The sequence below is a fragment of the Burkholderia sp. MSMB617WGS genome, from assembly GCF_001532025.2.
GTDB lineage: Bacteria > Pseudomonadota > Gammaproteobacteria > Burkholderiales > Burkholderiaceae > Burkholderia > Burkholderia savannae.
In genome coordinates this window covers 2,822,490-2,848,680 of sequence record NZ_CP013457.1, presented here as the reverse complement: position 1 = coordinate 2,848,680, position 26,191 = coordinate 2,822,490, and the positions used below count along the sequence as shown (strand labels likewise).

At 65.8% G+C, this 26,191-nt stretch carries 27 protein-coding genes and 1 tRNA gene; 24 read left to right on the top strand and 4 right to left on the bottom strand.

What is annotated here, in order from left to right; all coding sequences use genetic code 11:
* Positions 1–19: 19 nt before the first annotated feature.
* The 24 genes from secG to WT60_RS13910 all read left to right on the top strand — a co-directional run bounded on the left by secG (position 20) and on the right by WT60_RS13910 (position 21,888).
* Positions 20–397, top strand: coding sequence for a preprotein translocase subunit SecG (gene secG, locus WT60_RS14025; protein ID WP_038747374.1), 378 nt, complete (start codon positions 20–22; stop codon positions 395–397).
* A 107-nt stretch (positions 398–504) separates the two neighbouring features.
* A tRNA-Leu gene (locus WT60_RS14020) sits at positions 505–589 on the top strand.
* A 155-nt stretch (positions 590–744) separates the two neighbouring features.
* Positions 745–1,104, top strand: a complete 360-nt coding sequence (locus WT60_RS14015) for an NADH-quinone oxidoreductase subunit A (protein ID WP_004186624.1) — start codon at positions 745–747, stop codon at positions 1,102–1,104.
* 62 nt (positions 1,105–1,166) lie between these two features.
* Positions 1,167–1,646, top strand: a complete 480-nt coding sequence (locus WT60_RS14010; RefSeq protein WP_004186402.1) for an NADH-quinone oxidoreductase subunit B — start codon at positions 1,167–1,169, stop codon at positions 1,644–1,646.
* A 20-nt stretch (positions 1,647–1,666) separates the two neighbouring features.
* On the top strand, positions 1,667–2,269 hold the full coding sequence (locus WT60_RS14005) for an NADH-quinone oxidoreductase subunit C (RefSeq protein WP_038747263.1): 603 nt from the start codon (positions 1,667–1,669) through the stop codon (positions 2,267–2,269).
* Positions 2,270–2,278: 9 nt separating this feature from the next.
* Positions 2,279–3,532, top strand: a complete 1,254-nt coding sequence (locus WT60_RS14000; protein WP_060355254.1) for an NADH-quinone oxidoreductase subunit D — start codon at positions 2,279–2,281, stop codon at positions 3,530–3,532.
* A gap of 168 nt (positions 3,533–3,700) precedes the next feature.
* Positions 3,701–4,186 carry an NADH-quinone oxidoreductase subunit NuoE gene (gene nuoE, locus WT60_RS13995; RefSeq protein WP_038747259.1) on the top strand — a complete coding sequence of 162 codons (486 nt, stop codon included), beginning with the start codon at positions 3,701–3,703 and terminating at the stop codon, positions 4,184–4,186.
* Positions 4,183–5,493 carry an NADH-quinone oxidoreductase subunit NuoF gene (gene nuoF / locus WT60_RS13990; protein ID WP_038747256.1) on the top strand — a complete coding sequence of 437 codons (1,311 nt, stop codon included), beginning with the start codon at positions 4,183–4,185 and terminating at the stop codon, positions 5,491–5,493. The genes nuoE and nuoF overlap by 4 nt, the downstream gene beginning before the upstream one ends.
* 82 nt (positions 5,494–5,575) lie before the next feature.
* A complete protein-coding gene (gene nuoG / locus WT60_RS13985; RefSeq protein ID WP_038747253.1) occupies positions 5,576–7,906 on the top strand; it encodes an NADH-quinone oxidoreductase subunit NuoG in 2,331 nt (776 codons plus the stop codon).
* On the top strand, positions 7,907–8,971 hold the full coding sequence (gene nuoH, locus WT60_RS13980; protein WP_038747250.1) for an NADH-quinone oxidoreductase subunit NuoH: 1,065 nt from the start codon (positions 7,907–7,909) through the stop codon (positions 8,969–8,971).
* 15 nt (positions 8,972–8,986) lie between these two features.
* Complete coding sequence (gene nuoI, locus WT60_RS13975; RefSeq protein ID WP_038747248.1) at positions 8,987–9,475, top strand: NADH-quinone oxidoreductase subunit NuoI; 489 nt, start codon at positions 8,987–8,989, stop codon at positions 9,473–9,475.
* A 109-nt stretch (positions 9,476–9,584) separates the two neighbouring features.
* Complete coding sequence (locus tag WT60_RS13970) at positions 9,585–10,241, top strand: NADH-quinone oxidoreductase subunit J (protein WP_038747247.1); 657 nt, start codon at positions 9,585–9,587, stop codon at positions 10,239–10,241.
* Positions 10,242–10,258: 17 nt separating this feature from the next.
* Positions 10,259–10,564 (top strand): NADH-quinone oxidoreductase subunit NuoK, encoded by a 306-nt coding sequence (gene nuoK, locus WT60_RS13965; protein WP_004185739.1) that lies wholly within the window; start codon positions 10,259–10,261, stop codon positions 10,562–10,564.
* Between the two features lie 17 nt (positions 10,565–10,581).
* Complete coding sequence (gene nuoL / locus WT60_RS13960; RefSeq protein WP_038747245.1) at positions 10,582–12,630, top strand: NADH-quinone oxidoreductase subunit L; 2,049 nt, start codon at positions 10,582–10,584, stop codon at positions 12,628–12,630.
* A 14-nt stretch (positions 12,631–12,644) separates the two neighbouring features.
* On the top strand, positions 12,645–14,135 hold the full coding sequence (locus WT60_RS13955) for an NADH-quinone oxidoreductase subunit M (protein WP_038747244.1): 1,491 nt from the start codon (positions 12,645–12,647) through the stop codon (positions 14,133–14,135).
* A 39-nt stretch (positions 14,136–14,174) separates the two neighbouring features.
* A complete protein-coding gene (nuoN, locus tag WT60_RS13950; protein ID WP_059669563.1) occupies positions 14,175–15,632 on the top strand; it encodes an NADH-quinone oxidoreductase subunit NuoN in 1,458 nt (485 codons plus the stop codon).
* Positions 15,632–15,937 carry a DUF2818 family protein gene (locus WT60_RS13945; protein WP_059574616.1) on the top strand — a complete coding sequence of 102 codons (306 nt, stop codon included), beginning with the start codon at positions 15,632–15,634 and terminating at the stop codon, positions 15,935–15,937. Before nuoN ends, WT60_RS13945 begins: the two co-directional genes overlap by 1 nt.
* A gap of 36 nt (positions 15,938–15,973) precedes the next feature.
* Positions 15,974–16,564, top strand: coding sequence for an NUDIX hydrolase (locus WT60_RS13940; protein WP_038747238.1), 591 nt, complete (start codon positions 15,974–15,976; stop codon positions 16,562–16,564).
* 142 nt (positions 16,565–16,706) lie between these two features.
* Complete coding sequence (locus WT60_RS13935) at positions 16,707–17,129, top strand: DUF1178 family protein (RefSeq protein ID WP_038747235.1); 423 nt, start codon at positions 16,707–16,709, stop codon at positions 17,127–17,129.
* A gap of 62 nt (positions 17,130–17,191) precedes the next feature.
* Positions 17,192–18,388, top strand: a complete 1,197-nt coding sequence (locus WT60_RS13930) for an acyl-CoA dehydrogenase family protein (RefSeq protein WP_038747232.1) — start codon at positions 17,192–17,194, stop codon at positions 18,386–18,388.
* 11 nt (positions 18,389–18,399) lie between these two features.
* On the top strand, positions 18,400–19,533 hold the full coding sequence (locus tag WT60_RS13925) for an acyl-CoA dehydrogenase (protein WP_038747229.1): 1,134 nt from the start codon (positions 18,400–18,402) through the stop codon (positions 19,531–19,533).
* A gap of 43 nt (positions 19,534–19,576) precedes the next feature.
* Positions 19,577–20,035: a MaoC family dehydratase gene (locus WT60_RS13920; RefSeq protein WP_038747227.1), complete on the top strand. Its 459-nt coding sequence runs from the start codon at positions 19,577–19,579 to the stop codon at positions 20,033–20,035.
* Positions 20,032–20,514: a MaoC family dehydratase gene (locus WT60_RS13915; RefSeq protein WP_059574612.1), complete on the top strand. Its 483-nt coding sequence runs from the start codon at positions 20,032–20,034 to the stop codon at positions 20,512–20,514. The genes WT60_RS13920 and WT60_RS13915 overlap by 4 nt, the downstream gene beginning before the upstream one ends.
* Positions 20,515–20,610: 96 nt before the next feature.
* A complete protein-coding gene (locus WT60_RS13910; RefSeq protein ID WP_060355253.1) occupies positions 20,611–21,888 on the top strand; it encodes a right-handed parallel beta-helix repeat-containing protein in 1,278 nt (425 codons plus the stop codon).
* Positions 21,889–22,088: 200 nt separating this feature from the next.
* Here the strand turns inward: WT60_RS13910 and WT60_RS13905 are convergent, their stop codons facing one another.
* From WT60_RS13905 to WT60_RS13890, 4 genes are read right to left on the bottom strand one after another with little or no spacing between them, the layout of a single operon-like run.
* On the bottom strand, positions 22,089–23,315 hold the full coding sequence (locus tag WT60_RS13905; protein WP_038747221.1) for an acyl-CoA dehydrogenase family protein: 1,227 nt from the start codon (positions 23,313–23,315) through the stop codon (positions 22,089–22,091).
* Positions 23,316–23,360: 45 nt separating this feature from the next.
* Positions 23,361–24,467 carry a phosphotransferase gene (locus WT60_RS13900; protein WP_038747218.1) on the bottom strand — a complete coding sequence of 369 codons (1,107 nt, stop codon included), beginning with the start codon at positions 24,465–24,467 and terminating at the stop codon, positions 23,361–23,363.
* A 27-nt stretch (positions 24,468–24,494) separates the two neighbouring features.
* Positions 24,495–25,208: a histidine phosphatase family protein gene (locus WT60_RS13895; RefSeq protein WP_038747216.1), complete on the bottom strand. Its 714-nt coding sequence runs from the start codon at positions 25,206–25,208 to the stop codon at positions 24,495–24,497.
* Between the two features lie 9 nt (positions 25,209–25,217).
* Entirely contained in the window at positions 25,218–26,009 is a 792-nt protein-coding gene (locus WT60_RS13890; protein ID WP_038747368.1) for an enoyl-CoA hydratase, read from the bottom strand.
* Positions 26,010–26,191: the final 182 nt, after the last annotated feature.

Sequence of the window (26,191 nt, the reverse complement as noted above, 5' to 3'; positions counted from 1 at the left end):
ACCAAACAGGTGAATGTATATGCCGTACTTGAAAGTCTTGATTATCGTGGTCCAACTGCTGTCCGCGCTCGGCGTGATCGGCCTCGTGCTGCTGCAGCATGGCAAGGGCGCGGATATGGGTGCCGCGTTCGGCAGCGGGGCGTCGGGCAGTCTCTTTGGTGCGACGGGCTCGGCGAACTTCCTGTCGCGCACGACGGCCGTTCTGGCGACGATCTTCTTCGTCGCGACGCTCGCGCTGACGTACCTCGGCTCGTACAAGTCGGCGCCGTCGGTCGGTGTGCTCGGTGCGGCTCCCGCGCCCGCGGCGTCGTCGGTTGCGGCATCGCAGGCGCCCGCGGCATCCGCGCCGGCCGCCGTGTCGGCCGCGTCCGCGCCTGGTCAGGACGTGCCGAAATAAATTCAAAAAATTCGCGCTTGTGCGTTGAACAATTTGAGGAAGCGGGTTAGAATTTAAATCTTGAAGCGATTCGCGGGATACAAAGTTCTTCCCGGGTTGCATGCAGTGCCGACGTGGTGAAATTGGTAGACACGCTATCTTGAGGGGGTAGTGGCGAAAGCTGTGCGAGTTCGAGTCTCGCCGTCGGCACCAAAGTTACTCAATGCCAGCCGCTTCGTGTGGCTGGCATTTTTCATTTCTGGGCTACCCTTGCGCTCGGCTTGGGTTCTCCGGTAGTCCGAAATGATCCTTTCCCCGGAACGGTGTTATTCTCCGGAACGCTCGGAACCAACCAATAGAGGATAGCCTTGAACCTCGCAGCCTATTACCCCGTCTTGTTGTTCCTCCTGGTGGGCACTGGTTTAGGTATAGCGCTGGTCAGCATCGGCAAGATCCTCGGTCCCAACAAGCCCGACAGCGAGAAGAACGCGCCCTACGAGTGCGGCTTCGAGGCGTTCGAGGACGCGCGCATGAAGTTCGACGTGCGCTACTACCTCGTTGCGATTCTGTTCATCATCTTCGATCTCGAAACCGCGTTCCTGTTTCCGTGGGGCGTTGCCCTGCGCGAGATCGGCTGGCCCGGTTTCATCGCAATGATGATTTTCCTGCTCGAATTCCTGCTCGGCTTTGCCTATATCTGGAAGAAGGGCGGCCTCGACTGGGAGTGACGGGCTAATCGCCGGTTTGCATGGGCGGCCACGCGTCGCCGCCTGTCTGGAGTGGAAAGCAAATGAGTATCGAAGGGGTCTTGAAGGAAGGGTTTGTCACCACGACGGCTGACAAGCTGATCAACTGGACGCGTACCGGCTCGCTGTGGCCGATGACGTTCGGGCTCGCGTGCTGCGCAGTGGAAATGATGCATGCGGGCGCCGCCCGCTACGACCTCGACCGGTTCGGCGTCGTGTTTCGTCCGAGCCCGCGTCAATCCGACGTGATGATCGTCGCGGGTACGCTCTGCAACAAGATGGCGCCCGCGCTGCGTCGCGTCTACGACCAGATGGCCGAGCCGCGCTGGGTGATCTCGATGGGGTCGTGCGCGAACGGCGGCGGCTACTACCACTACTCGTATTCGGTGGTGCGCGGCTGCGATCGGATCGTGCCCGTCGACGTCTACGTGCCGGGCTGTCCGCCGACCGCCGAGGCGCTCGTCTACGGTGTGATCCAGCTGCAGGCGAAGATCCGCCGCACGAGCACCATCGCCCGTCAATAAAGCATCGAGCACCCCACAACATGGCAAGCAAAATCGAGACCCTCAAGGCGAACCTCGAAGCCGCGCTCGGCGCGCGCGTGGTGAGCCTCGTAGAAGCGGTTGGCGAGCTCACGCTCGTCGTGAAGGCGAACGATTATTTCGAAGTCGCGAAGCAGCTGCGCGACGATCGCTCGCTCGGCTTCGAGCAACTGATCGACCTCTGCGGCGTCGACTATCAAACCTACGGCGACGGGGCCTACGAAGGGCTGCGTTTTGCCGCCGTCCTGCACCTGCTGTCGGTCGCGAACAACTGGCGCCTGCGCGTGCGCGTGTTCGCGCCCGACGACGATCTGCCGATCGTGTCGTCGGTCGTCGATGTCTGGAGTTCGGCGAACTGGTACGAGCGCGAAGCGTTCGACCTCTACGGCATCGTGTTCGAAGGCCACCCGGACTTGCGCCGCATCCTCACCGACTACGGCTTCATCGGTCACCCGTTCCGCAAGGATTTCCCGGTTTCCGGCTACGTCGAAATGCGTTACGACCCGGAAGAGAAGCGCGTCGTGTACCAGCCGGTGACGATCGAGCCGCGCGAAATCACACCGCGCGTGATCCGCGAGGATCGCTATGGCGGTCTGAAACATTGAGAGGGCGTCATGGCTGAAATCAAGAACTACACGCTCAACTTCGGTCCGCAACACCCGGCGGCGCACGGCGTGCTGCGCCTCGTGCTCGAGCTCGACGGCGAAGTGATCCAGCGCGCCGATCCGCACATCGGCCTGTTGCATCGGGCGACCGAGAAGCTTGCCGAAAACAAGACGTTCATCCAGTCCGTGCCGTACATGGATCGTCTCGACTACGTGTCGATGATGGTGAACGAACACGGCTACGTGCTCGCGATCGAGAAGCTGCTCGGCATCGACGTGCCGGAGCGCGCGCAGTACATTCGCGTGCTGTTCGACGAAATCACGCGCGTGCTGAACCACCTGATGTGGATCGGCGCGCACGCGCTCGACGTGGGCGCGATGGCGGTATTCCTCTATGCGTTCCGCGAGCGCGAAGATCTGATGGACGTGTACGAGGCCGTGTCCGGCGCGCGCATGCACGCGGCGTACTATCGTCCGGGCGGCGTCTATCGCGATCTGCCGGACACGATGCCGCAGTACAAGGCGTCGAAGATCCGCAACGAGAAGGCGCTTGCGAGGATGAACGAAGCGCGCCAGGGCTCGGTGCTCGACTTCATCGACGACTTCTTCACGCGCTTCCCGAAGTGCGTCGACGAATACGAAACGCTCCTGACCGACAACCGGATCTGGAAGCAGCGTCTCGTTGGCATCGGCGTCGTGACGCCGGAACGTGCGCTGCAGCTCGGCCTGACGGGTCCGATGATCCGCGGCTCCGGCATTGCATGGGATCTGCGCAAGAAGCAGCCGTATGAAGTGTACGACCGCCTCGACTTCGATATCCCGGTCGGCGTGAACGGCGATTGCTACGACCGTTATCTCGTGCGTGTCGAGGAAATGCGCCAGTCGACGCGTATCGCGAAACAGTGTATTGAGTGGCTTCGTAAGAATCCCGGTCCAGTGATCACCGACAATCACAAGATCGCGCCGCCGTCGCGTGTCGGCATGAAGACGAACATGGAGGATCTGATCCACCATTTCAAGCTCTTCACGGAAGGTTTTCACGTGCCCGAAGGCGAGACGTATGCGGCCGTCGAGCACCCGAAGGGCGAGTTCGGCATCTATCTCGTGTCGGACGGCGCAAACAAGCCGTATCGCCTCAAGATCCGTGCACCGGGCTACGCCCATCTGTCCGCGCTCGACGAAATGGCGCGCGGGCACATGATCGCCGACGCCGTCACGATCATCGGTACGCAGGACATCGTGTTCGGCGAAGTCGACCGCTGACGGTCGCGCCGCTCGCGGGCCCGGCCGGGCCGCGCGCGGCGAGTCACACGCGGCGCGCGCCTCGGGCTCGCCGTCGCAACAAGCTGTCAACAGTGAGCGCCAGGTCTGCCGCATCGGTCATGCGGCAGGTTGTTCGTGCGGTAGGAATTGAAAGAGTCGTGTCTGAAAATGATCTCAGCTGAAGGCCTGAAAGAAATCGATCGAGCGATCGCGAAGTACCCCGCCGATCAGAAACAGTCCGCTGTGATGTCGGCGTTGGCCGTCGCTCAGGAAGAGCATGGCTGGCTGTCGTCCGAACTGATGCAGTTCGTCGCGGACTATCTCGGCATGCCGGCCATTGCGGTCCAGGAAGTCGCGACGTTCTACACGATGTACGAGCTCGCGCCCGTCGGCAAGCACAAGATCACGCTCTGCACGAACCTGCCGTGCCAGCTCGGGCCGCACGGCGGCGCCGAAGCGACGGCCGACTATCTGAAGCAGAAGCTCGGCATCGATTTCGGCGAGACGACGCCTGACGGCAAGTTCACGCTGAAGGAAGGCGAGTGCTTCGGCGCGTGCGGCGATGCGCCGGTGCTGCTGCTCAACAACCACAAAATGTGCAGCTTCATGAGCCGCGAGAAGATCGACCAGCTGCTTGAGGAGCTCTCGAAATGACGTCCCTCCACGATCGTCACATCAAACCGCTGATCCTCGCCGGCCTCGACGGCGAGAACTGGCATCTCGAAGACTACGTCGCGCGCGGCGGCTACAAGCAGCTGCGCCGCATCCTCGAAGAAAAGATTCCGCCCGAGCAGGTGATTGCCGACGTGAAGGCGTCGGGGCTGCGCGGCCGCGGCGGCGCGGGTTTCCCGACCGGCCTGAAGTGGAGCTTCATGCCGCGTCAGTTCCCGGGCCAGAAGTATCTCGTCTGCAATTCGGACGAAGGCGAGCCGGGCACGTTCAAGGATCGCGACATCCTGCGCTGGAATCCGCACGCGCTGATCGAAGGCATGGCCATCGGCGCATACGCGATGGGCATCACCGTCGGCTACAACTACATCCACGGCGAGATCTTCGAAGTGTATCGGCGCTTCGAAGCGGCGCTCGAGGAAGCGCGCCGCGCGGGCTTCCTCGGCGAGAAGATCATGGGCTCGGATTTCTCGTTCCAGCTGCACGCGCACCATGGTTACGGCGCGTACATCTGCGGCGAGGAAACCGCGCTCCTCGAATCGCTCGAAGGCAAGAAGGGCCAGCCGCGCTTCAAGCCGCCGTTCCCGGCGAGCTTCGGCGTCTATGGCAAGCCGACCACGATCAACAACACCGAGACGTTCGCCGCGGTGCCGTTCCTGCTCGCAGTCGGTCCGCAGAATTATCTCGAGATGGGCAAGCCGAACAACGGCGGCACGAAGATCTTCTCGGTATCGGGCGACGTCGAGCGTCCGGGCAACTATGAAGTTCCGCTCGGCACGCCGTTCGCGACGCTGATGGAGCTCGCGGGCGGCATGCGCGGCGGCAAGAAGATCAAGGCGGTGATTCCGGGCGGCTCGTCGGCGCCGGTGATTCCGGGCGACATCATGATGCAGACCGATCTGGACTACGACTCGATCGCGAAGGCGGGCTCGATGCTCGGCTCCGGCGCGGTGATCGTGATGGACGAGACGCGCTGCATGGTGCGTTCGCTCCTGCGCCTGTCGTACTTCTATTACGAAGAGTCGTGCGGCCAGTGCACGCCGTGCCGCGAAGGCACGGGCTGGCTGTACCGCGTCGTGAACCGCATCGAGCACGGCGAAGGCCGCCAGGAAGACCTGGATCTGCTGAATTCGGTCGCGGAGAACATCATGGGCCGCACGATCTGCGCGCTCGGCGACGCGGCGGCGATGCCGGTGCGCGGGATGCTCAAGCACTACTGGGACGAGTTCGCGTACCACGTCGAGCATAAGCGCTGCATGGTCGGCGGCCACGCGCACGCGGCCGCGGCCTGACGGCGCAACCCGATTGCAGAATTCGAGCGCCCGGTCGAGCGGACGCGGGCGAGCGGTAATAGGTTAAGGACCATTCACCATCATGGTTGAACTTGAAATAGACGGCAAGAAGGTCGAGGTGCCCGAAGGCAGCATGGTGATCCAGGCTGCGCACAAGGCGGACACGTACATTCCTCACTTCTGCTATCACAAGAAGCTGTCGGTTGCGGCCAACTGCCGGATGTGTCTCGTCGAAGTCGAGAAGATGCCGAAGGCCGTGCCCGCGTGCGCGACGCCCGTCTCGGCCGGCATGATCGTCCATACGCAATCCGACAAGGCCGTGAAGGCGCAGCAGTCGGTGATGGAGTTCCTGCTCATCAACCATCCGCTCGACTGCCCGATCTGCGATCAGGGCGGCGAATGCCAGCTGCAGGATCTCGCGGTCGGCTACGGCAAGTCGACGTCGCGTTATGCGGAAGAAAAGCGCGTCGTGTTCCACAAGGACGTCGGCCCGCTCATCTCGATGGAAGAGATGTCGCGCTGCATCCATTGCACGCGCTGCGTGCGCTTCGGCCAGGAAATCGCCGGCGTGATGGAGTTCGGCATGCTGGGCCGCGGCGAGCATTCGGAAATCACGACGTTCGTCGGCAAGACGGTCGACTCCGAGCTGTCGGGCAACATGATCGACCTGTGCCCGGTCGGCGCGCTGACGAGCAAGCCGTTCCGCTACAGCGCCCGCACGTGGGAGCTGTCGCGCCGCAAATCGGTGAGCCCGCACGATTCCGTCGGCGCGAACCTCGTCGTGCAAGTGAAGAACAACCGCGTGATGCGCGTGCTGCCGTTCGAGAACGAAGCCGTCAACGAGTGCTGGATCTCGGACAAGGACCGCTTCTCGTACGAAAGCCTGAACAGCGACGAGCGCCTGACCAAGCCGATGATCAAGCAGGGCGGCGAGTGGCGCGAAGTCGACTGGCAGACCGCGCTCGAATACGTCGCGCGCGGCCTGAAGGGCATCAGCGACGACCACGGCGCGTCCGCGCTCGCCACGCTCGCGAGCCCGCACAGCACGGTCGAGGAACTGTTCCTGCTCAAGCAGCTCGCGCACGAGCTGAAGACGCCGAACGTCGACTTCCGTCTGCGTCAGACCGATTTCTCCGCGGCCGCGCAAGGCGCGCCGTGGCTCGGCATGCCGATCGCCGATCTGTCGGATGTCGATGCCGCGCTCGTCGTCGGCTCGTTCCTGCGTCGCGATCATCCGCTCTTCGCGGCGCGTCTGCGCCAGGCGGCGAAGAGCGGCGCGAAGCTGCACCTGCTGCACGCGACGGGCGACGACGCGCTGATCCCCACCGCGCAACGCATCGTCGCCGCGCCGTCGGCATGGCTCGACACGCTTGCGGGCATCGCGGCCGCCGTCGCGCAGGCGCGCGGCGTCGCGCTGCCGGACGCGCTCGCGGGCGTCGACGCGTCGGCCGCGGCGCAAGCGGTCGCGCAATCGCTCGTCAACGGCGAGCGCCGCGTCGTGCTGCTTGGCAACAGCGCGGTCCAGCATCCGCAATTCGCGCAGATCCACGCGATCGCGCAGTGGATCGCGGACAACACGGGCGCGACGCTCGGCTTCCTGACGGAAGCGGCGAACACGGTCGGCGCGCACCTCGTCGGCGCGCTGCCGGGCGCGAACGGCCTGAACGCGCGCGACGCGTTCGCGCAGCCGCGCAAGGGCTACGTGCTCCTGAACGTCGAACCCGAATTCGACACCGCCGATCCGGCGCAGGCGATCGCCGCGCTGAAGCAGGCGGAGACGGTCGTCGTGCTGTCGCCGTTCAAGTACGGCCTCGATTACGCGGACGTGCTGCTGCCGATCGCGCCGTTCACCGAGACGGCCGGCACGTACGTGAACGCGGAGGGCCGCGCGCAGTCGTTCAACGGCGTCGTGCGTCCGCTCGGCGACACGCGCCCCGCGTGGAAGGTGCTGCGCGTGCTCGGCAGCCTGCTCGGCCTGCCGAACTTCGAATACGAGACGTCGGAAGAAGTGCGCCTCGCCGCGCTCGGCGACGGCGAGATCGCGCCGCGCCTGTCGAACAAGACCGCGGCGGCGCCGGCGCGCGCGGCCGCGAAGGCGGCCAACGGGGGCCTCGAGCGCCTCGCCGACGTGCCGATCTATCATGCCGACGCGCTGTCGCGCCGCGCGGGCGCGCTGCACCTGACGGCCGCCGCGAAGACGGCGCACAAGGTGGGCCTGCCCGCCGCGCTGTTCGACAAGCTCGGTCTGAAGAACGGCGACGCGGTGCGCGTGCGCCAGGGCGATCGCACGGTGCAGTTGCCGGCCGTGCGCGACGAGAATCTTGCGGAAGCCGTCGTTCGCGTGTCGGCGGCCACGCCTGCCGGCGCAGCGCTCGGCAGCCTGTCCGGTGAACTGGTGGTGGAGAAGGCGTAAATGAGCTTGTTCGATACGATCAACTCGGGCGGAGCCCAGCTTCTCGGCGTCGCATGGCCGACGGTGTGGGCGCTCGTGCGCATCCTCGTCGTCGCCGTCGCGATCCTGCTGAGCGTCGCGTACCTGATTCTGTGGGAGCGCAAGCTGATCGGTTGGATGCACGTGCGTCTCGGTCCGAACCGCGTCGGCCCTGCGGGCCTCTTGCAGCCGATCGCCGACGTGCTGAAGCTGCTGCTGAAGGAAGTGATTCATCCGACGGCCGCGAGCCGTTGGCTGTATCTGATCGCGCCCGTCATGACGGTCGTGCCGGCGTTCGCCGTGTGGGCGGTGATCCCGTTCCAGGCGGGCGCGGTGCTCGCGAACGTCAACGCGGGGCTGCTGTACGCGATGGCGATCTCGTCGATCGGCGTCTACGCGGTGATTCTCGCCGGCTGGGCGTCGAACTCGAAGTACGCGTTCCTCGGCGCGATGCGCGCGGCCGCGCAGATGGTGTCGTACGAAATCTCGATGGGCTTCGCGCTCGTGCTCGTGCTGATGACGGCGGGCAGCCTGAACCTGTCGGAGATCGTCGGCTCGCAGCAACACGGCTTCTTCGCGGGCCACGGCGTCAACTTCCTGTCGTGGAACTGGCTGCCGCTGCTGCCCGTCTTCGTCATCTATTTCATCTCGGGCATCGCCGAGACGAACCGCCACCCGTTCGACGTGGTGGAAGGCGAGTCGGAAATCGTCGCGGGTCACATGATCGACTACTCGGGGATGGCGTTCGCGCTGTTCTTCCTCGCCGAGTACATCAACATGATCGTGATCTCGGCGCTTGCGGCGACGCTGTTCCTCGGCGGCTGGGATGCGCCGTTCGAATTCCTGTCGTTCATTCCGGGCATCTTCTGGCTGGTGCTGAAAGTCTTCGCGCTGCTGTCGGTGTTCATTTGGGCCCGTGCGACGTTCCCGCGCTACCGCTACGACCAGATCATGCGCCTCGGCTGGAAGGTATTCCTGCCGGTCTGCGTGATCTGGGTGATCGTGGTCGGTTTCTGGATGATGTCGCCGCTGAATATCTGGAAATAAGGGGCGGACGAAATCATGACGGCAATCCAACATTTTTTTAAGACCTTCTTCCTGACCGAGCTGCTGAAGGGGCTCGCGCTGACGGGGCGCTACACGTTCAAGCGCAAGTTCACCGTGCAGTTCCCCGAGGAGAAGACGCCGATTTCGCCGCGCTTTCGCGGGCTGCACGCGCTGCGCCGCTACGAGAACGGCGAGGAGCGGTGCATCGCGTGCAAGCTGTGCGAAGCGGTGTGCCCGGCCATGGCGATCACGATCGAATCGGAGACGCGCGCGGACAACACCCGCCGCACGACGCGCTACGACATCGACCTGACGAAGTGCATCTTCTGCGGTTTCTGCGAGGAGAGCTGCCCGGTCGATTCGATCGTCGAGACGCAGATCCTCGAATACCACGGCGAGAAGCGCGGCGATCTGTACTTCACGAAGGAAATGCTGCTCGCGGTGGGTGATCGCTACGAGAAGGAGATCGCGGCCGCGAAGGCCGCCGATGCGCGGTATCGCTAATCCGATGCGCCGGCCCGGGAGCGGGCCGGCAAGCTGCGGCGAAGCCGCGGCACGCCCGGCGGTGCCAGCCAACCGCGCCTGACAATGGCCTAATGATGAACCGGTAATCATGGACTTCACGACCGTACTCTTCTACATCTTCTCGCTGCTCCTCGTGGTGTCGGGGCTGAAGGTGATCACTTCGCGCAACCCGGTGGCGTCTGCGCTCTTCCTCGTGCTCGCGTTCTTCAACGCGGCCGCGATCTGGATGCTGCTCGAGGCCGAGTTCCTCGCGATCCTGCTGGTGCTCGTCTACGTGGGCGCGGTGATGGTGCTGTTCCTCTTCGTCGTGATGATGCTCGACATCAACGTCGACGTGCTGCGCCGAGACTTCAAGCGCTTCGTGCCGATGGCGACCGTGATCGGCGCGATCATCGTCGTCGAGACGGCGCTGATCCTCTGGCGCGGCTACGGGGCGACGGCCTCGCCCGTGCGCGACATGGCCGCGGGCGCGCTCGCCGGCATGCCGAACACGAAGCTGATCGGCAAGGTCATCTACACCGACTACATCTTCGCGTTCGAAATCGCGGGGCTCGTGCTGCTCGTCGCGATCATCGCCGCAGTCGCGCTGACCGCGCAGAAGGGCAAGGACAGCAAGCGCCAGCGCGTGTCCGAGCAGGTGAAGGTGCGCCGCGAGGATCGCGTGCGCCTCGTGAAGATGCAAGCCGACAAGCCGCAGCCGGAAACCGCCGCGAGCGACGCCGCGTCGGGCGGGAACAACGGCTAAGCGGAGGAGAAGAATCTATGTTGACCTTGGCTCATTACCTCGTGCTCGGCGCGATCCTGTTCGCGATCGCGATCGTCGGGATTTTCCTGAACCGCCGCAACATCATCATCATCCTGATGGCGATCGAACTGATGCTGCTCGCGGTGAACACCAACTTCGTCGCGTTCTCGCACTACCTGGGCGACGTGCACGGCCAGATCTTCGTGTTCTTCGTGCTGACCGTCGCCGCAGCGGAAGCCGCGATCGGCCTCGCGATTCTGGTGACTCTGTTCCGTAAGCTCGACACGATCAATGTCGAGGATCTCGATCAGCTCAAAGGTTAATTTCAGGCAACGCTGTTATGTCAACGACACTCAATGAAAACCTGCTGCTGGCGATTCCGCTCGCTCCGCTGGCCGGCTCGCTGATTGCGGGGCTGTTCGGCAACGCGGTGGGCCGCAAAGGCGCGCACCGCGTGACGATTCTCGGCGTCGCGATCTCGTTCATCCTTTCCGCGATGGTGTTCTTCCAGGTGCTGGACGGCGCGAGCTACAACGCGACCGTCTACGAATGGATGAACGTCGGCTCGCTGAAGCTCGAGGTAGGCTTCCTCGTCGACACGCTGACCGCGATGATGATGGTGGTCGTCACGTTCGTGTCGCTGATGGTGCACGTCTACACGATCGGCTACATGTCGGAAGAGGACGGCTATCAGCGCTTCTTCTCGTACATTTCGCTCTTCACGTTCTCGATGCTGATGCTCGTGATGAGCAACAACTTCCTGCAGCTGTTCTTCGGCTGGGAAGCGGTGGGGCTCGTGTCGTACCTGCTGATCGGCTTCTACTTCACGCGTGAGAGCGCGATCTACGCGAACATGAAGGCGTTCCTCGTGAACCGCGTCGGCGACTTCGGCTTTTTGCTCGGCATCGGCCTCATCCTCGCGTACGCGGGCTCGATGAACTACGGCGAAGTGTTCGCGAAGCGCGCGGAACTCGCGGCGCTGCATTTTCCGGGCACCCAGTGGGGCCTGCTGACCGTCGCGTGCATTTGCCTCTTCATCGGCGCGATGGGTAAATCCGCGCAGTTCCCGCTGCACGTGTGGCTGCCCGACTCGATGGAAGGCCCGACGCCGATCTCCGCGCTGATTCACGCGGCGACGATGGTGACGGCCGGCATCTTCATGGTCACGCGCATGTCGCCGCTCTTCGAGCTGTCCGACGCCGCGCTGTCGTTCATCACGGTGATCGGCGCGATCACGGCGCTCTTCATGGGCTTCCTCGGCATCGTCCAGAACGACATCAAGCGCGTCGTCGCTTACTCGACGCTGTCGCAGCTCGGCTACATGACGGTCGCGCTCGGCGTGTCCGCGTACCCGGTCGCCGTGTTCCACCTGATGACGCACGCGTTCTTCAAGGCGCTCCTGTTCCTCGGCGCGGGCTCGGTGATCATCGGCATGCACCACGATCAGGACATGCGCAACATGGGCGGCCTGCGCAAATACATGCCGATCACGTGGATCACGTCGCTCGTCGGCTCGCTCGCGCTGATCGGCACGCCGTTCTTCTCGGGCTTCTACTCGAAGGACTCGATCATCGACGCGGTGAAGCTGTCGCACCTGCCGGGCTCGGGCTTCGCGTATTTCGCGGTCGTCGCGAGCGTGTTCGTCACCGCGCTGTATTCGTTCCGGATGTACTTCCTCGTCTTCCACGGCGAAGAGCGCTTCCGTCATCCGAAGGAATTCGGCAACAACCACGGCGCCGAATCGGCCGCGCATCACGGCCATGATGATGACCATGGTCACGGCCACGCGCACGAACCGCACGAAACGCCTTGGGTTGTCTGGCTGCCGCTCGTGCTGCTCGCGATTCCGTCGGTCGTCATCGGTGCGATCGCGATCGGCCCGATGCTGTACGGCGACTTCTTCCAGCACGGCGTCGCGTTCGACAAGGTGATCTTCATCGGCCAGAACCACCCGGCGCTCGCCGAGATGGCGGAGGAGTTCCACGGCTGGGCGGCGCTCGGTCTGCATTCGATCTCGTCGCTGCCGCTCTGGTTCGCGCTCGCGGGCGTCGTCGTCGCGTGGTTCCTGTACCTGAAGCGCCCGGATCTGCCGGCCGCGATCCGTCGCGCGTTCGGTCCGATCTACACGCTGCTCGACAACAAGTACTACATGGACAAGATCAACGAGGTCGTGTTCGCGAAGGGTTCGGTCGCGATCGGCCGCGGTCTGTGGAAGGAAGGCGACGTCGTGGTGATCGACGGCCTCGTCAACGGCAGCGCGCGCTTCATCGGCTGGTTCGCCGGCGTGATCCGCTTCCTCCAATCCGGTTACATCTATCACTACGCGTTCGCCATGATCATCGGCATGCTGGGGCTCCTGACCCTGTTTGTAACGCTCGGCGGCAAATAAGGCGGGGACGACTAATGCACTCTTTTCCGATTCTCAGTACCGCGATCTGGTTGCCGATCGTCTTCGGCCTCATCGTGCTCGCGGTCGGCTCCGACAAGAATCCGGGCGCGGCGCGCTGGATCGCGCTGATCGGCTCGCTCGCCGGCCTCGCCGTCACGATCCCGCTGATCACGGGCTTCGACTCGAGCACCGCCGCGCTGCAGTTCGTCGAGCAAACGAGCTGGATCGAACGTTTCAACATCACGTATCACCTGGGCGTCGACGGCATCTCGATGTGGTTCGTCGTGCTGACCGCGCTCATCACGGTGATCGTCGTGATCGCCGGCTGGGAGGTGATCACCGAGCACGTGTCGCAGTATCTCGCCGCGTTCCTGATCCTCTCGGGGATCATGATCGGCGTGTTCTCGTCGGCTGACGGCCTGCTGTTCTACGTGTTCTTCGAGGCGACGCTGATTCCGATGTACATCATCATCGGCGTGTGGGGCGGCCCGAACCGCGTGTACGCGGCGTTCAAGTTCTTCCTGTACACGCTCGCCGGCTCGCTGCTGATGCTGGTCGCGCTGATCTACCTGTACACGGAAACGCATTCGTTCGACCTGGCTACGTGGCAGAACGCGAAGATCGCGATGACGCCGCAGGTGCTGCTCTTCATCGCGTTCTTCCTCGCGTTCGCGGTGAAGGTGCCGATGTGGCCGGTGCACACCTGGCTGCCGGACGCGCACGTGGAAGCGCCGACGGGCGGCTCGGTCGTGCTGGCCGCGATCATGCTGAAGCTCGGCGCATACGGTTTCCTGCGCTTCTCCCTGCCTATTACGCCGGACGCAAGCCACTTCTTCGCGCCCGTCGTGATCGCGCTGTCGCTGATTGCGGTGATCTACATCGGCCTCGTCGCGATGGTGCAGGCGGACATGAAGAAGCTCGTCGCATATTCGTCGATCGCGCACATGGGCTTCGTCACGCTCGGCTTCTTCATCTTCAACCAGCTTGGCGTCGAAGGCGCGATCGTCCAGATGATCTCGCACGGCTTCGTGTCGGGCGCGATGTTCCTTTGCATCGGCGTGCTGTACGACCGCGTGCACTCGCGCCAGATCGCCGATTACGGCGGCGTCGTCAACGTGATGCCGAAGTTCGCCGCGTTCGCGATGCTGTTCTCGATGGCCAACTGCGGCCTGCCGGGCACGTCGGGTTTCGTCGGCGAGTTCATGGTGATCCTCGCCGCCGTCCAGTTCAATTTCTGGATCGCGTTCGGCGCGGCGTTCACGCTGATTCTCGGTGCGGCGTACACGCTGTGGATGTACAAGCGCGTGTACTTCGGCGCGGTGGCGAACGATCACGTTGCGAAGCTGAAGGACATCAGCCGCCGCGAATTCACGATGCTCGCCGTGCTCGCCGCGTTCACGCTGCTGATGGGCCTTTATCCGAAGCCCTTTACCGACGTGATGCACGTTTCCGTGGAAAACCTCCTCTCCCACGTCGCGCAGTCGAAACTGCCGCTGGCCCAGTAAGCCCGAGCGGAGGATACAAAGATCATGCAAAACGCACCTATGAATGTCCTGTTGCCTGATGCGCTGGTGATGGTCGCCATCGTCGTCGCGTGGCTGAACGACACCTTCGTCGGCGCGGCCGGCCGCCGCCTCACGTATCTGATCGCGGTCGTCGCGTCGGCCGCGGCGGGCGTGTGGTTCGCGCTGCAAGCGCTCGACCCGCAGCAGTACTACTTCTTCTCGCGGATGGTCGTCGTCGATTCGTTCGCGAGCGCGATGAAGGCGGTGGTGTCGATCGGCTTCGCCGTGACGCTCGTCTACTCGCGCAGGTATCTCGAGGATCGCGACCTGTTCCGCGGCGACGTGTTCCTGCTCGGCATGTTCTCGCTGCTCGGCCAGCTCGTGATGATCTCGGGCAACAACTTCCTGACGCTGTACCTCGGCCTCGAGCTGATGTCGCTGTCGCTGTACGCGGTGATCGCGCTGCGCCGCGACGCGGCGCAATCGAGCGAAGCGGCGATGAAGTACTACGTGCTCGGCGCGCTCGCCTCGGGTTTCGTGCTGTACGGGATCTCGATGCTGTACGGCGCGACGGGTTCGCTCGAGCTGAACGAAGTGCTGAAGGCGGTCGCATCGGGCCGCATCAACGACGCGGTGCTGCTGTTCGGCGTGATCTTCATCGTCGCGGGCGTTGCGTTCAAGCTCGGCGCGGTGCCGTTCCACATGTGGGTGCCGGACGTCTACCAGGGCGCGCCGACCGCGATGACGCTCTTCGTCGGCGGCGGCCCGAAGGTCGCGGCGTTCGCGTGGGGCCTGCGCTTCCTCGTGATGGGCCTGTTGCCGCTCGCGGTCGATTGGCAGGAAATGCTCGTGATTCTCGCGGCGCTGTCGCTCATCGTCGGCAACATCACCGGCATCGTCCAGCGCAACATCAAGCGGATGCTCGCGTACTCGGCGATCTCGAACATGGGCTTCGTGCTGCTCGGCCTGCTCGCGGGCGTCGTCAACGGCAATCCGGCGTCGGCGGCGAGCGCGTACAGCTCGGCGATGTTCTACATGATCGTCTACCTCGTGACGACGCTCGGCTCGTTCGGCGTCGTGATGCTGCTCGCCCGTCGCGACTTCGAAGCCGAAACGCTCGACGACTTCAAGGGCCTCAACAAGCGCAGCCCGGTGTTCGCGTTCGTGATGATGGTGATGATGTTCTCGCTCGCCGGCATTCCGCCGGCGGTCGGCTTCTACGCGAAGCTCGCAGTCCTCGAGGCGACGGTCAACGCCGGCCTCACGTGGCTCGCCGTGCTTGCCGTCATCACGTCGCTGTTCGGTGCGTTCTACTATCTGCGCGTCGTCAAGCTGATGTACTTCGACGCGCCGCAGGACACGACGCCGATCGCGGGCGACGCGTGCAAGCGCACGATCCTCGTGCTGAACGGCCTCGCCGTCGTCGTGCTCGGCATCGTGCCGGGCCCGCTGATGACGGTCTGCCTGCAGGCGATCAGCCACACGCTGCCGCTGTAATGTCGGCGGCCGGCTGGTTCATCGTGCTGTTGGCGCTCGCCGGCGCCAACTTGCCGTTCCTGAATCAGCGCCTGTTCGCCGTCGTGCCGCTCAAGAGCGGGGCGACGGCGAAAAAGAGCGCATGGCTGCGGATCGGCGAACTGATCGTGCTGTATTTCGTCGTCGGCGCGCTGGGCTTCTGGCTCGAATCGCGCGCCGGCAACCGCTTCGAACAGGGCTGGCAGTTCTACGCGATCACCCTCAGTCTTTTCGTGGTGTTCGCGTTTCCCGGCTTCACGTTCCAGTATCTCGTCAAACGGCGCTGACGGCGTAGGCCGTCGCGCCCCACTGCGGAGCCGCCGATGGCCGACTTGCCGAATCACGACGCCACCCTCACCGAGACTTGCATCGAAAGCGAAGCCGTCTACGACGGCTCGTTCCTGAAGGTCAGGCGCGATACCGTGCGCCTGCCCGACGGCAAGCATGCGACCCGCGAATACGTGACGCATCCGGGCGCCGTGATGGTCATTCCGCTCTTCGACGACGGCCGTGTGCTGATGGAGAGCCAGTACCGCTATCCGATCGGCAAGGTGATGGCCGAATTTCCGGCGGGCAAGCTCGATCCGGACGAAGGCGCGCTCGCATGCGCGGTTCGCGAGCTGCGCGAGGAAACCGGCTATAGCGCGCGCGAGTACGTGTTCCTCACGCGAATTCATCCGATCATTTCGTATTCGACGGAATTCATCGACGTCTATCTCGCGCGCGGCCTGACGGCGGGCGAGCGCAAGCTCGACGACGGCGAGTTCCTCGAGACGTTCACGGCGACGTTGCCGGATCTGCTCGAATGGGTGCGCACCGGCCGGATCAGCGACGTCAAGACGATCATCGGCACGATGTGGCTGGAGAAGGCGATGTCCGGCGCGTGGCCGCTCGGCGACGCGATCCGGCCATAAAGTCGGGCCGAGCGGGACATTTTGCGAAGGGATACAATCGGTGCGACGGTTCGCTCGATCGCGTCCTTTTTCGGACTGAATTTAGCACGATCGTTCAAAAAATTTCCATTTGCGATACACTGGCAGCACGCCCTGATTCAGCATGAAGGTCCTCGATTTACAGTGCCCGCAAGGCCATCGGTTCGAAGGCTGGTTCGCGTCGGCCGATGAGTTCGAAGCGCAGTTGTCCCGCAAGCTGGTCGAATGTCCGGCTTGCGGTGCGACCGAGGTCAGCCGCATGCCGTCCGCGCCGCGCCTGAATTTGTCGGGTGCGACGCAGGCGCAGCCGGTCGATCCGCGCGAACTGCAGGCGCAGGCGATGCGTGCGCTGCGCGAGGTGCTCGCGAAGACCGAGAACGTGGGCGAGCGCTTCGCCGAGGAAGCGCGGCGCATTCATTACAACGAAGCGCCCGCGCGCAACATTCGCGGCGTGACCACGCCCGAAGACGCGCAAGCCTTGGCCGAAGAGGGCATCGACGTGATGCCGCTGCCGGTTCCCGCCGCGCTGAAAGAGCCTCTGCAGTGATCGATCGCTGATCGCTGCGCGGCCGCAGGCGGCCGCCGGCGCGGTCAGAGGAGACACTGCGCATGGATCTCGATTATTCCCCCGCCGACGACGCGTTCCGCGCCGAAGTCCGCGCCTGGCTCGAGGCGAATCTGCCTCGCGCGCTGCGCGACAAGGTTCTCAACCACAAGCGTCTGAATCGCGACGATTTCGCGAGCTGGCACCGGCTGCTCGGCGCGCGAGGCTGGTCCGCTTCCGCGTGGCCCGCCGAGTACGGCGGTCCCGGCTGGAACGCGACGCAGCGCCACATCTGGGATGAGGAGTGCGCGCGAATCGGCGCGCCGCCCGTGCTGCCGTTCGGCGTGTCGATGGTCGCGCCGGTACTGATGAAGTACGGCAGCGAAGCGCAAAAGCGCCACTATCTGCCGCGAATTCTCGACGGCACCGACTGGTGGTGCCAGGGCTACTCGGAGCCCGGCTCGGGCTCGGATCTCGCGTCGCTGCGCACGCGCGCCGAACGCCGCGGCGATCATTACGTCGTCAACGGCCAGAAGACCTGGACGACGCTCGGCCAGTACGCCGACATGATGTTTTGCCTCGTGCGCACCGATCCCGAAGCGAAGAAGCAGGAAGGGATCTCGTTCCTGCTGATCGACATGAAATCGCCCGGCATCACCGTGCGCCCGATCATCACGCTAGACGAGGATCACGAAGTCAACGAAGTGTTCTTCGAGGACGTGAAGGTGCCCGTCGAGAATCTCGTCGGCGAGGAAAATCGCGGCTGGACCTATGCGAAGTATCTGCTCGGGCACGAGCGCAGCGGGATCGCGCGCGTCGGCGCGTCGAAGCGCGAGCTCGATTTCCTCAAGCGCATCGCGTCGCGCGAGCGCAAGAACGGCAAGCCGCTCATCGCCGATCCCGTGTTCGCCGCGAAGATCGCCGCGCTCGAGATCGAGCTGATGGCGCTGGAAGTGACGGTGCTGCGCGTCGTCAGCAGCGAGGCGAGCGGGCGCGGGCCGGGGCCCGAGGCGTCGATGCTGAAGATCAAGGGCACCGAGATCCAGCAGGCGCTGACCGAGCTGATGGTCGACGCGATCGGGCCGCTCGCCGCGCCGTTCGACGCGCCGTTCCTCGAAGGCGAGCGCGAGCACAGCGTCGCGGGCGACGACGACGCGGCGCCGCTCGCCGCGTATTACTTCAACTACCGCAAGACGTCGATCTACGGCGGTTCGAACGAAATCCAGAAGAACATCATCGCGCAGATGATTCTCGGACTGTGAGGAGCGCCGCCATGAACTTCACCTTCAGCGAAGAACAACAGCAATTCGCGGACGCGCTGCGCCGGTATCTCGACGAGCGCTACGGCTTCGACGCGCGGCGCGCGATCGTCCATTCGGACGCGGGCGTATCCGCCGACCAGTGGCGCGCGTTCGCCGAGCTCGGCCTTACCGCGCTGCCCGTGCCCGAAGCGCACGGCGGCTTCGGCGGCGGCGCCGTCGACATGCTCGTCGCGACGCAGGAGCTCGGGCGCGCGCTCGTCGTCGAGCCCTATTGGGCGACGGCGGTCGGGATCGAGGCGGTGCGCGTCGCGGGCTCGGGCGGCGGCGAGGACGCCGCGCTCCTCGAGCGTGTCGCGCAGGGCGACGCGAAGCTCGCGGTCGCGTTCCACGAGCCGCACGCGCGCCATGATCTGTTCGCGATCGAGACGACCGCGCGGCCCGACGGCGAAGCATTCGTGCTGAGCGGCGTCAAGTCGGTCGTCCGGCACGGCGCGCAGGCGGACGTGCTGATCGCGCCCGCGCGGCTGCCGAACGGCGCGATCGGTCTGTTCGCCATCGCACGCGGCGCGGCGGGCGCGGACGTCGTCGACTACCGGACGATCGACGGCCAGCGCGCGGCGACGATCCGCCTGTCGAACACGCCCGCGCGCGCGCTCGCGGGCGGCGAGCGCGACGCGGCCGCACTCGAGCGGATCGCGGATTACGGGATCGTGCTGTTGTGCGGCGAAGCGATCGGCGCGCTCGACGCGCTCAACCGCGCGACGCTCGACTATACGAAGACGCGCCAGCAGTTCGGCGTGCCGATCGCGCGCTTCCAGGCGCTGCAGCACCGGATGGTCGACATGCTGATCCACGCCGAGCAGGCGCGCTCGCTCACGTATCTCGCGGCGGTGCGCTACGCGAGCGACGATGCGAACGCGCGCCGCAAGGCGGTGTCGGCGGCGAAGGTCCGCGTCGGCCAGGCCGCGCGCTTCGTCGGCCAGCAGGCAGTGCAACTGCACGGCGGGATGGGCGTCACCGATGAAGTCGCGGCCGCGCATCTGTTCAAGCGCCTGTCGATCATCGAAACGACGCTCGGCGACGTCGATCATCACCTCGCACGCTTTGCGTCGCTGCCGGATTTCGCGGCGCTGCAGGATGCCTGAGCGGGCGGCGCCCCCCGCCCGTTTCATTTCACGGAGAAGCTCGATGGGTATCAGTTACGAAGACCTGGAAGTCGGCGGCAGCACTGAAGTCGGCAAGCATCGATTCACGGACGACGAGATCGTCACGTTCGCTCAGGCGTACGATCCGCAACCTTTTCACGTCGACTCGGAAGCGGCGAAGGCGTCGATGTTCGGCGGGCTCGTCGCGAGCGGCTGGCACACGTGCTCGGTGTTCATGGGCATGCTCGTGCGCAACGTGCTGCAGGGCTCGACGAGCATGGGCTCGCCCGGCATCGAGGAGATCCGCTGGATCAAGCCGGTGCGCGCGGGCGACACGATCACGATGTACAGCAAGGTCCTCGACAAGCGGCTGTCCGCGAGCCGGCCGGATCGCGGGATCGTGACGACCGAATGGGAGGGCGTCAACGAAGCGGGCGAGACCGTCATCACCGTGCGCTCGAAGGTGATCTTCGGGTTGCGTTCGCCGCAGGGGGGCGCATGACGGCGGGCGCGAGCGATCCGCCGCTCGTCGCGTCGGCCGATGCGCTGCGCGCGCGGGTCGGCGGGGCGCCGCTCGCGAGCGGCTGGATCGACGTCGGCCAGGCGCGCGTCGACCGGTTCGCCGCCGCGACGGACGATCATCAGTGGATCCACGTCGATCCCGAGCGCGCCGCGCGCGAGTCGCCGTTCGGCGGCCCGATCGCGCACGGCTTCCTTACGCTGTCGCTGATTCCGGCGCTGATGACGGACACGCTGCGCTTCGAGCAGCGGATGGGCGTGAACTACGGCCTGAATCGCGTGCGCTTCCTGAAGCCGGTGCCGGTCGGCTCGCGCGTGCGTGCGCTCTTCGCGCTGAAGGAGACGGGGCCGGCGAAGCAGGGCGGCGTGCAGGCGGTCTGGGCGGTGTCGGTGGAGGTCGAGCTGGGCGGCGAGCCGGTGCCGGCCTGCGCGGCCGAGTTCATCACGCTGCATTATTTCTGAGCGGGGTTCGCGCGGCGCAGGCGAGTGTGGTTTGACGCACGGACATGCGACCTTTCGAAAACATATCGTGCCCTTACAACGATCAGGAAGGGGACGATGATGAACCGATCACAGCGAGTTCTCGCCGTATTCGCCGCCGCGTGGGCGCTCGCCGCCGGCGGCACGGCGCGGGCATGGGCCGCGCCCGCCGACGTCACCGTCTATCCGGCGGGCAATGGCGGCGACCAGGCCGACGCGCTGCAACGGGCGCTCGATGCGTTGCAGACCGGCCAGCGCCTCGTGCTCGCGCCGGGGCAGTACGCCGTCGGGCGTTCGCTGATCGTGAGGAACACGCAGGTCGTGGTGTCCGGCTACGGCGCGACGCTCGTCGCGACGAACGACGCCGACCAGACCATCGAGATGCGCGGCCAGAATTCGACGCTCGTCGGCGTCACGCTGGTCGGCACGGGTGCGACGCGGCTGTCGACGCCGGAATCGGCGAAGGTGGACGTGACGGGCGCGGGCGTTCAGGTGCTCGACGTCACGGTGCGCGGCGGCGCGAGCGCGGGCATTTTCGTGTTCGGCGGCGCGGACGTCGCCATTGTCGGCAACACCGTCCAGGACACGCTGGCCGACGGCATCCACGCCACGTACGGTTCGCGCAACGTGCTGGTGCGCGACAACACGGTGCGCAACACCGGCGACGACATGGTCGCGGTCGTCAGCTACCAGGCGGACGGCAAGCTCAGCAGCAACGTGCTGATCCAGAACAACAAGCTGCTCGGCAACTACTGGGGGCGCGGCGCGACCGTGGTCGGCGGAGCGGACGTGACGATCACCGGCAACACGGTGCAGAACGTGCAGAAGGCCGCCGGAATCCTCGTGGGGCAGGAGGACGGCTGGAACACCTACGATGCGCGCAACGTCATCGTGTCGAACAACACGGTGTCGGAGATCGAATTGCCCGATCCGAACAACACGCGCTCGCCGGCCTACATGGCCGCGATCGACGTCAACACCTGGTCGGGCAAGGCGACGGGCGTGTCCGTGACCGACAACCGGATTTCCCGAGTCCAGTACGCCGGCATACGAGCGCTCGGCAACGTCTGCCAGTTGCGCGTGTCGCGCAATGCGCTCGCGTCGATCGGCGACACGCCGATCGCGTTGCAGCAGGCGCCGGGCTGCGCGGCGGGCCAGATCGTGTGCGTGGCGAATACGCTCGACGGCGCCGCACTCGCGTCGCCGGCAGGGTGCTCGGCGACGGACGGCTTGACGATCACCGGAGCGAACGTCGCGCGCCTGCCGCAGGTGCGCGAGTACTTGCGGCAGGCGCCGACGTCGTCCGCGGCGAAGGCGGGCGCCGTCGCATCGGGCGTGCGAGGGGCCGGCGCTTAGCGGCTTCGGTCCGCGCGTGGATTGCCGCCCATTCGCGGTGGCGCATCGCGGTTCTTTCCGCGACGGACGTGTGGGGCCGCGCGTTGCGTCGGCGCGGGAGCCGGAGTGGACGCGGCGCGTCGCGGCGGCGTCGAGGGACGGTGGCGGGGCGGCCGCGCGCATGGCCCGCCGGGTGTTCGCTTCGCGGCGCGAAGCCCGCCTCAGGCGGGCGGCGGCGCGTGACGTGCGAGCTCGAGCTTCGCGATCGCGTTGCGATGGACCTCGTCCGGCCCGTCCGCGAAACGCAGCGTGCGGGCCGACGCGTACGCATACGCAAGCGGGAAGTCGTCGCTGACGCCGCCGCCGCCGTGCGCCTGGATCGCCCAGTCGATCACCTGGCACGCCATGTTCGGCGCAACCACCTTGATCATCGCGATCTCGCCGCGCGCGCCCTTGTTGCCGACGGTGTCCATCATGTACGCGGTCTTCAGCGTGAGGAGCCGCGCCTGTTCGATCATGCAGCGCGCTTCGGCGATCCGCTCCTGCGTGACCGTCTGCGCGGCGACCGGCTTGCCGAACGCGATCCGCTCCGACGCACGCCGGCACATCAGCTCGAGCGCGCGCTCCGCGAGCCCGATGAGCCGCATGCAGTGATGGATGCGGCCCGGCCCGAGCCGGCCCTGCGCGATCTCGAAGCCGCGTCCTTCGCCGAGCAGCAGGTTCGACGCCGGCACGCGCACGTTCTCGAGCGTGATCTCCATGTGGCCGTGCGGCGCGTCGTCGTAGCCGAACACGTTGAGCGGCCGATGCACGGTGACGCCGGGCGCCTCCGACGGCACGAGGATCATCGATTGCTGCGCGTGGCGGGGCGCGTCGGGGTCCGTCTTGCCCATCACGATATAGAGCTTGCAGCGCGGATCGCCCGCGCCCGACGACCACCACTTGTGACCGTTGATCACGTAGTCGCCGCCGTCGCGCTCGATGCGGGTCCGGATGTTCGTCGCATCCGACGACGCGACTTCGGGCTCCGTCATCAGGAACGCCGAGCGGATCGCGCCGTCGAGGAGCGGCTCGAGCCACGCCGCCTTGTGCGCGTCGGTGCCGTAACGCTCGAGCGTCTCCATGTTGCCGGTGTCGGGCGCGTTGCAGTTGAAGACTTCGGGCGCCCACGGCACACGGCCCATGATTTCGCAAAGCGGCGCGTACTCGAGATTCGTGAGACCCGCGCCGCGCGTCGAAGCGGGGAGGAACAGGTTCCACAAGCCCGCCGCGCGCGCCTTCGGCTTCAGCGTCTCGATCAGCTCCACCGGCTGCCATGCGTTGCCGGCGCGCCGGTTGCGCGCGATCTCTTCGTGGAACGCGCGCTCGTTCGGAAAGATGTGCTCGTCGAAGAACGCGTTGAGCCGCGCGCGCAGCGCGTCGACTTTCGGGGAGTAATCGAAATGCATGGCTGCCTCGCTGGTCGGTCGGTTCGGTGAGGGAAGGGCGCGCCGCTAACGCGTGCGCTGCGCGTAGCGCCACGCAAGCTCGGCCATCGGCCGCGCGCGCCGGCCGGCATCGAGCGCCTGCGCGCTCGATGCGGTGCCGTCGACGACGCGCTTCATGATGCCTTGCAGGATCGCCGCGATCCGGAACATGTTGTATGCGAGATAGAAGTTCCAGTTCTCGGGAATCGTGAGGCCCGTGCGCTCGCAGTAACGCGCGACGTAATGCGTTTCGTCGGGAATCCCGAGCGCCGGCAGATCGAGCCCCGCGATGCCGCGAAAACTCTCCGGCGCGACGTGCCACGCCATGCAGTGATACGCGAAATCGGCGAGCGGATCGCCGAGCGTCGACAGTTCCCAGTCGAGCACGGCGAGCACGCGCGGCGCGTGCGGATCGAAGATCAGGTTGTCGAGCCGATAGTCGCCGTGCACGATCGACACGCGCGCGTCGGTTTCGGCTTCCGGGCGCAGATGCCGCGGCAGCCAGTCGATCAGCCGGTGCATCGCGTCGATCGGCTCGGTCTCCGACGCGAGGTACTGCTTGCTCCAGCGCGCGATCTGGCGCGCGAGATAGTTGCCGGCCTTGCCGTAGTCGGCGAGCCCGACCGTGTGCGGATCGATCGAATGCAGCGCGGCGATCACGCGGTTCATTTCGTCGTAATGGCGGCCGCGCTCGGCGGGCGTCATGCCGGGCAGCGACGGGTCCCACAGCACGCGGCCGTCGACGAACGCCATCACGTAGAACGCGCGGCCGATCACGCTTTCGTCGTCGCAAAGCGCGAGCATCCGCGCGACGGGCACGTCCGTGCCCGCGAGCGCGGCCATTACCCGATACTCGCGCTCGATCGCGTGCGCGGACGGCAGCAGCTTCGCCGCGGGCGCGGGTTTCGCGCGCAGCACGTAGCTGCGCGCGGGCGTGACGAGCTTGAACGTCGGATTCGACTGGCCGCCCTTGAACTGCTCGACGGAAAGCGGGCCGGCGAAGCCGTCGACGTGCTTCGCGAGCCACGCGGCGAGCGCGTCGGCGTCGAAGCGCTGCGCGTCGCCGACAGGGCGCGTGCCTTCGAATGCGGCGTAATCGGTCGGCTTGGACTGCGGATCGTGCTCGGCTGCCATCGTCTCCTCCGGGGCCGTTCGACGCGCCTACTCGCGCGTGCTCTGCAAGAACTGGTGGTACAGCACTTCCATCGTCGTGTTGCGCATGTCGCGGTGCAGCGCCTCGGGCGGCGAATAGTTGACGAGCCGCACGACCCAGTCGTCGTCGCGCTCGCCGACGTCGAGCGCGTTGATGCAGCCCGCCGACTGTGACAGCGTGCCGATGAAGAGCCGATGCCCGGGCACCGTCGCATGCGAGAGCAGCGCGCAATTCACGCCGCCGTGCAGCACGAGCAGCACCGTGTCCCACGACGGATTCGCGCGCAGTGCGGCGAGCGGCGGCAGCACGCGGTCGATCAGCTCGCCGATCGTCTCGCCGCCGAGAAAGCGCGTGTGCTCGGCGACGATGCCGTCGAGCACGCGCAGGAACGCGGCTTCCTGTTCCTCGGGCGGGATGTCGGCGAGAAAGCCGCCGCGGATCTCTCGCCACGCGGGCTCGATATCGATGTCGAGCTGCTGGCCGGCCTCGGCGAGCACGCGCTGCGCGGTCTCGATCGTGCGCGGCAGGCCGCTCGTGATCACGCGGTCGAAACGCACGTTCTGCTCGGCGAACACGCGCCCGGCGGCGCGCGCCTGCATGCGGCCGCGCTCGTTGAGCGGCACGGCGTCCTGGTCGAACGGGCGGCCGCTCGCATCGAAATAGGTGACGTCGCCGTGGCGCATCAGATAGATGCGGCGGCGCTTCGGCAATTGATAGGGCATGGGTGGACGTTAGCGTTTGTAGATAGGAGCGCGCTTGTCGAGGAACGCGGTGATGCCTTCGAGTGCGTCCGCATGGTGCAGCGACGCGACGAAGTGATCGCGCTCGGCGGCGAGATGCGCGGCGAGCGGCTGCGTCTGCGCGTCGGCGATCAGCGATTTGATCCGCGCGAGCGCGTTCGGCGACATCCTGCCGAGCTCGTCGGCCCACGCGATCGCCTCGTCGCGCGCGGCGCCCGGCTTCGTCAGGCGGTTCACGACGCCGAGCGCATGCAGCCGCGTTGCGGCGGCCGGCTTGCCCTCGAACAGGATCTCGGCCGCGAGCGCGCGGGGCAGCGCGCGCGCGAGGAACCACGAGCCCCCGCCGTCGGGCGTGAGCGCGACGCGTGCGTACGACATCACGAACTTCGCGTCGTCGGCGGCGACGAGGAGATCGCACGCGAGCGCGAGCGAGAAGCCCGCGCCGGCCGCCGCGCCCTCCACGGCGGCGATCACGGGCTTCGTCACCGTGTTGATCGCGGTGACCCATTCGCCGAGCAGATCGATGCTCGCCGCCTGCACGGCGGGCTCCTTCGCGCGATTGTCGAGCAGCCGGTTCAGGTTGCCGCCCGCGCAGAAAAAGCGGTCCGCGCCGGTCAGCACGACCGCGCGGATCGACGGATCGCGCTCGGCGGTATTGAGCGCCTCGAGGCCGGCCGCGTACATGTCGGGGTGAAGCGCGTTGCGCGCGCCGGGGTTGGACAGCGTGAGGACGAGCGTCGATTCGCTTTCCGGCGGGCGCGACGCGAGCAGTTCTGCGCTCATGCGGTGAGTCTCCTTGAATGCGACAGGCGTCGGGCGCGATGCGCCGCGCGGGCGGACATCGTCCCGGCCGGCTTGGCCGGCATGTTTTGAAGCGGCGCTCGAAACGCGCGGCGCGTTTCGAAGTTGCTTTAGACTAGCATGAACGTGCTTTTCGGCGTCACGCCGACCGACGCGCGGGATAC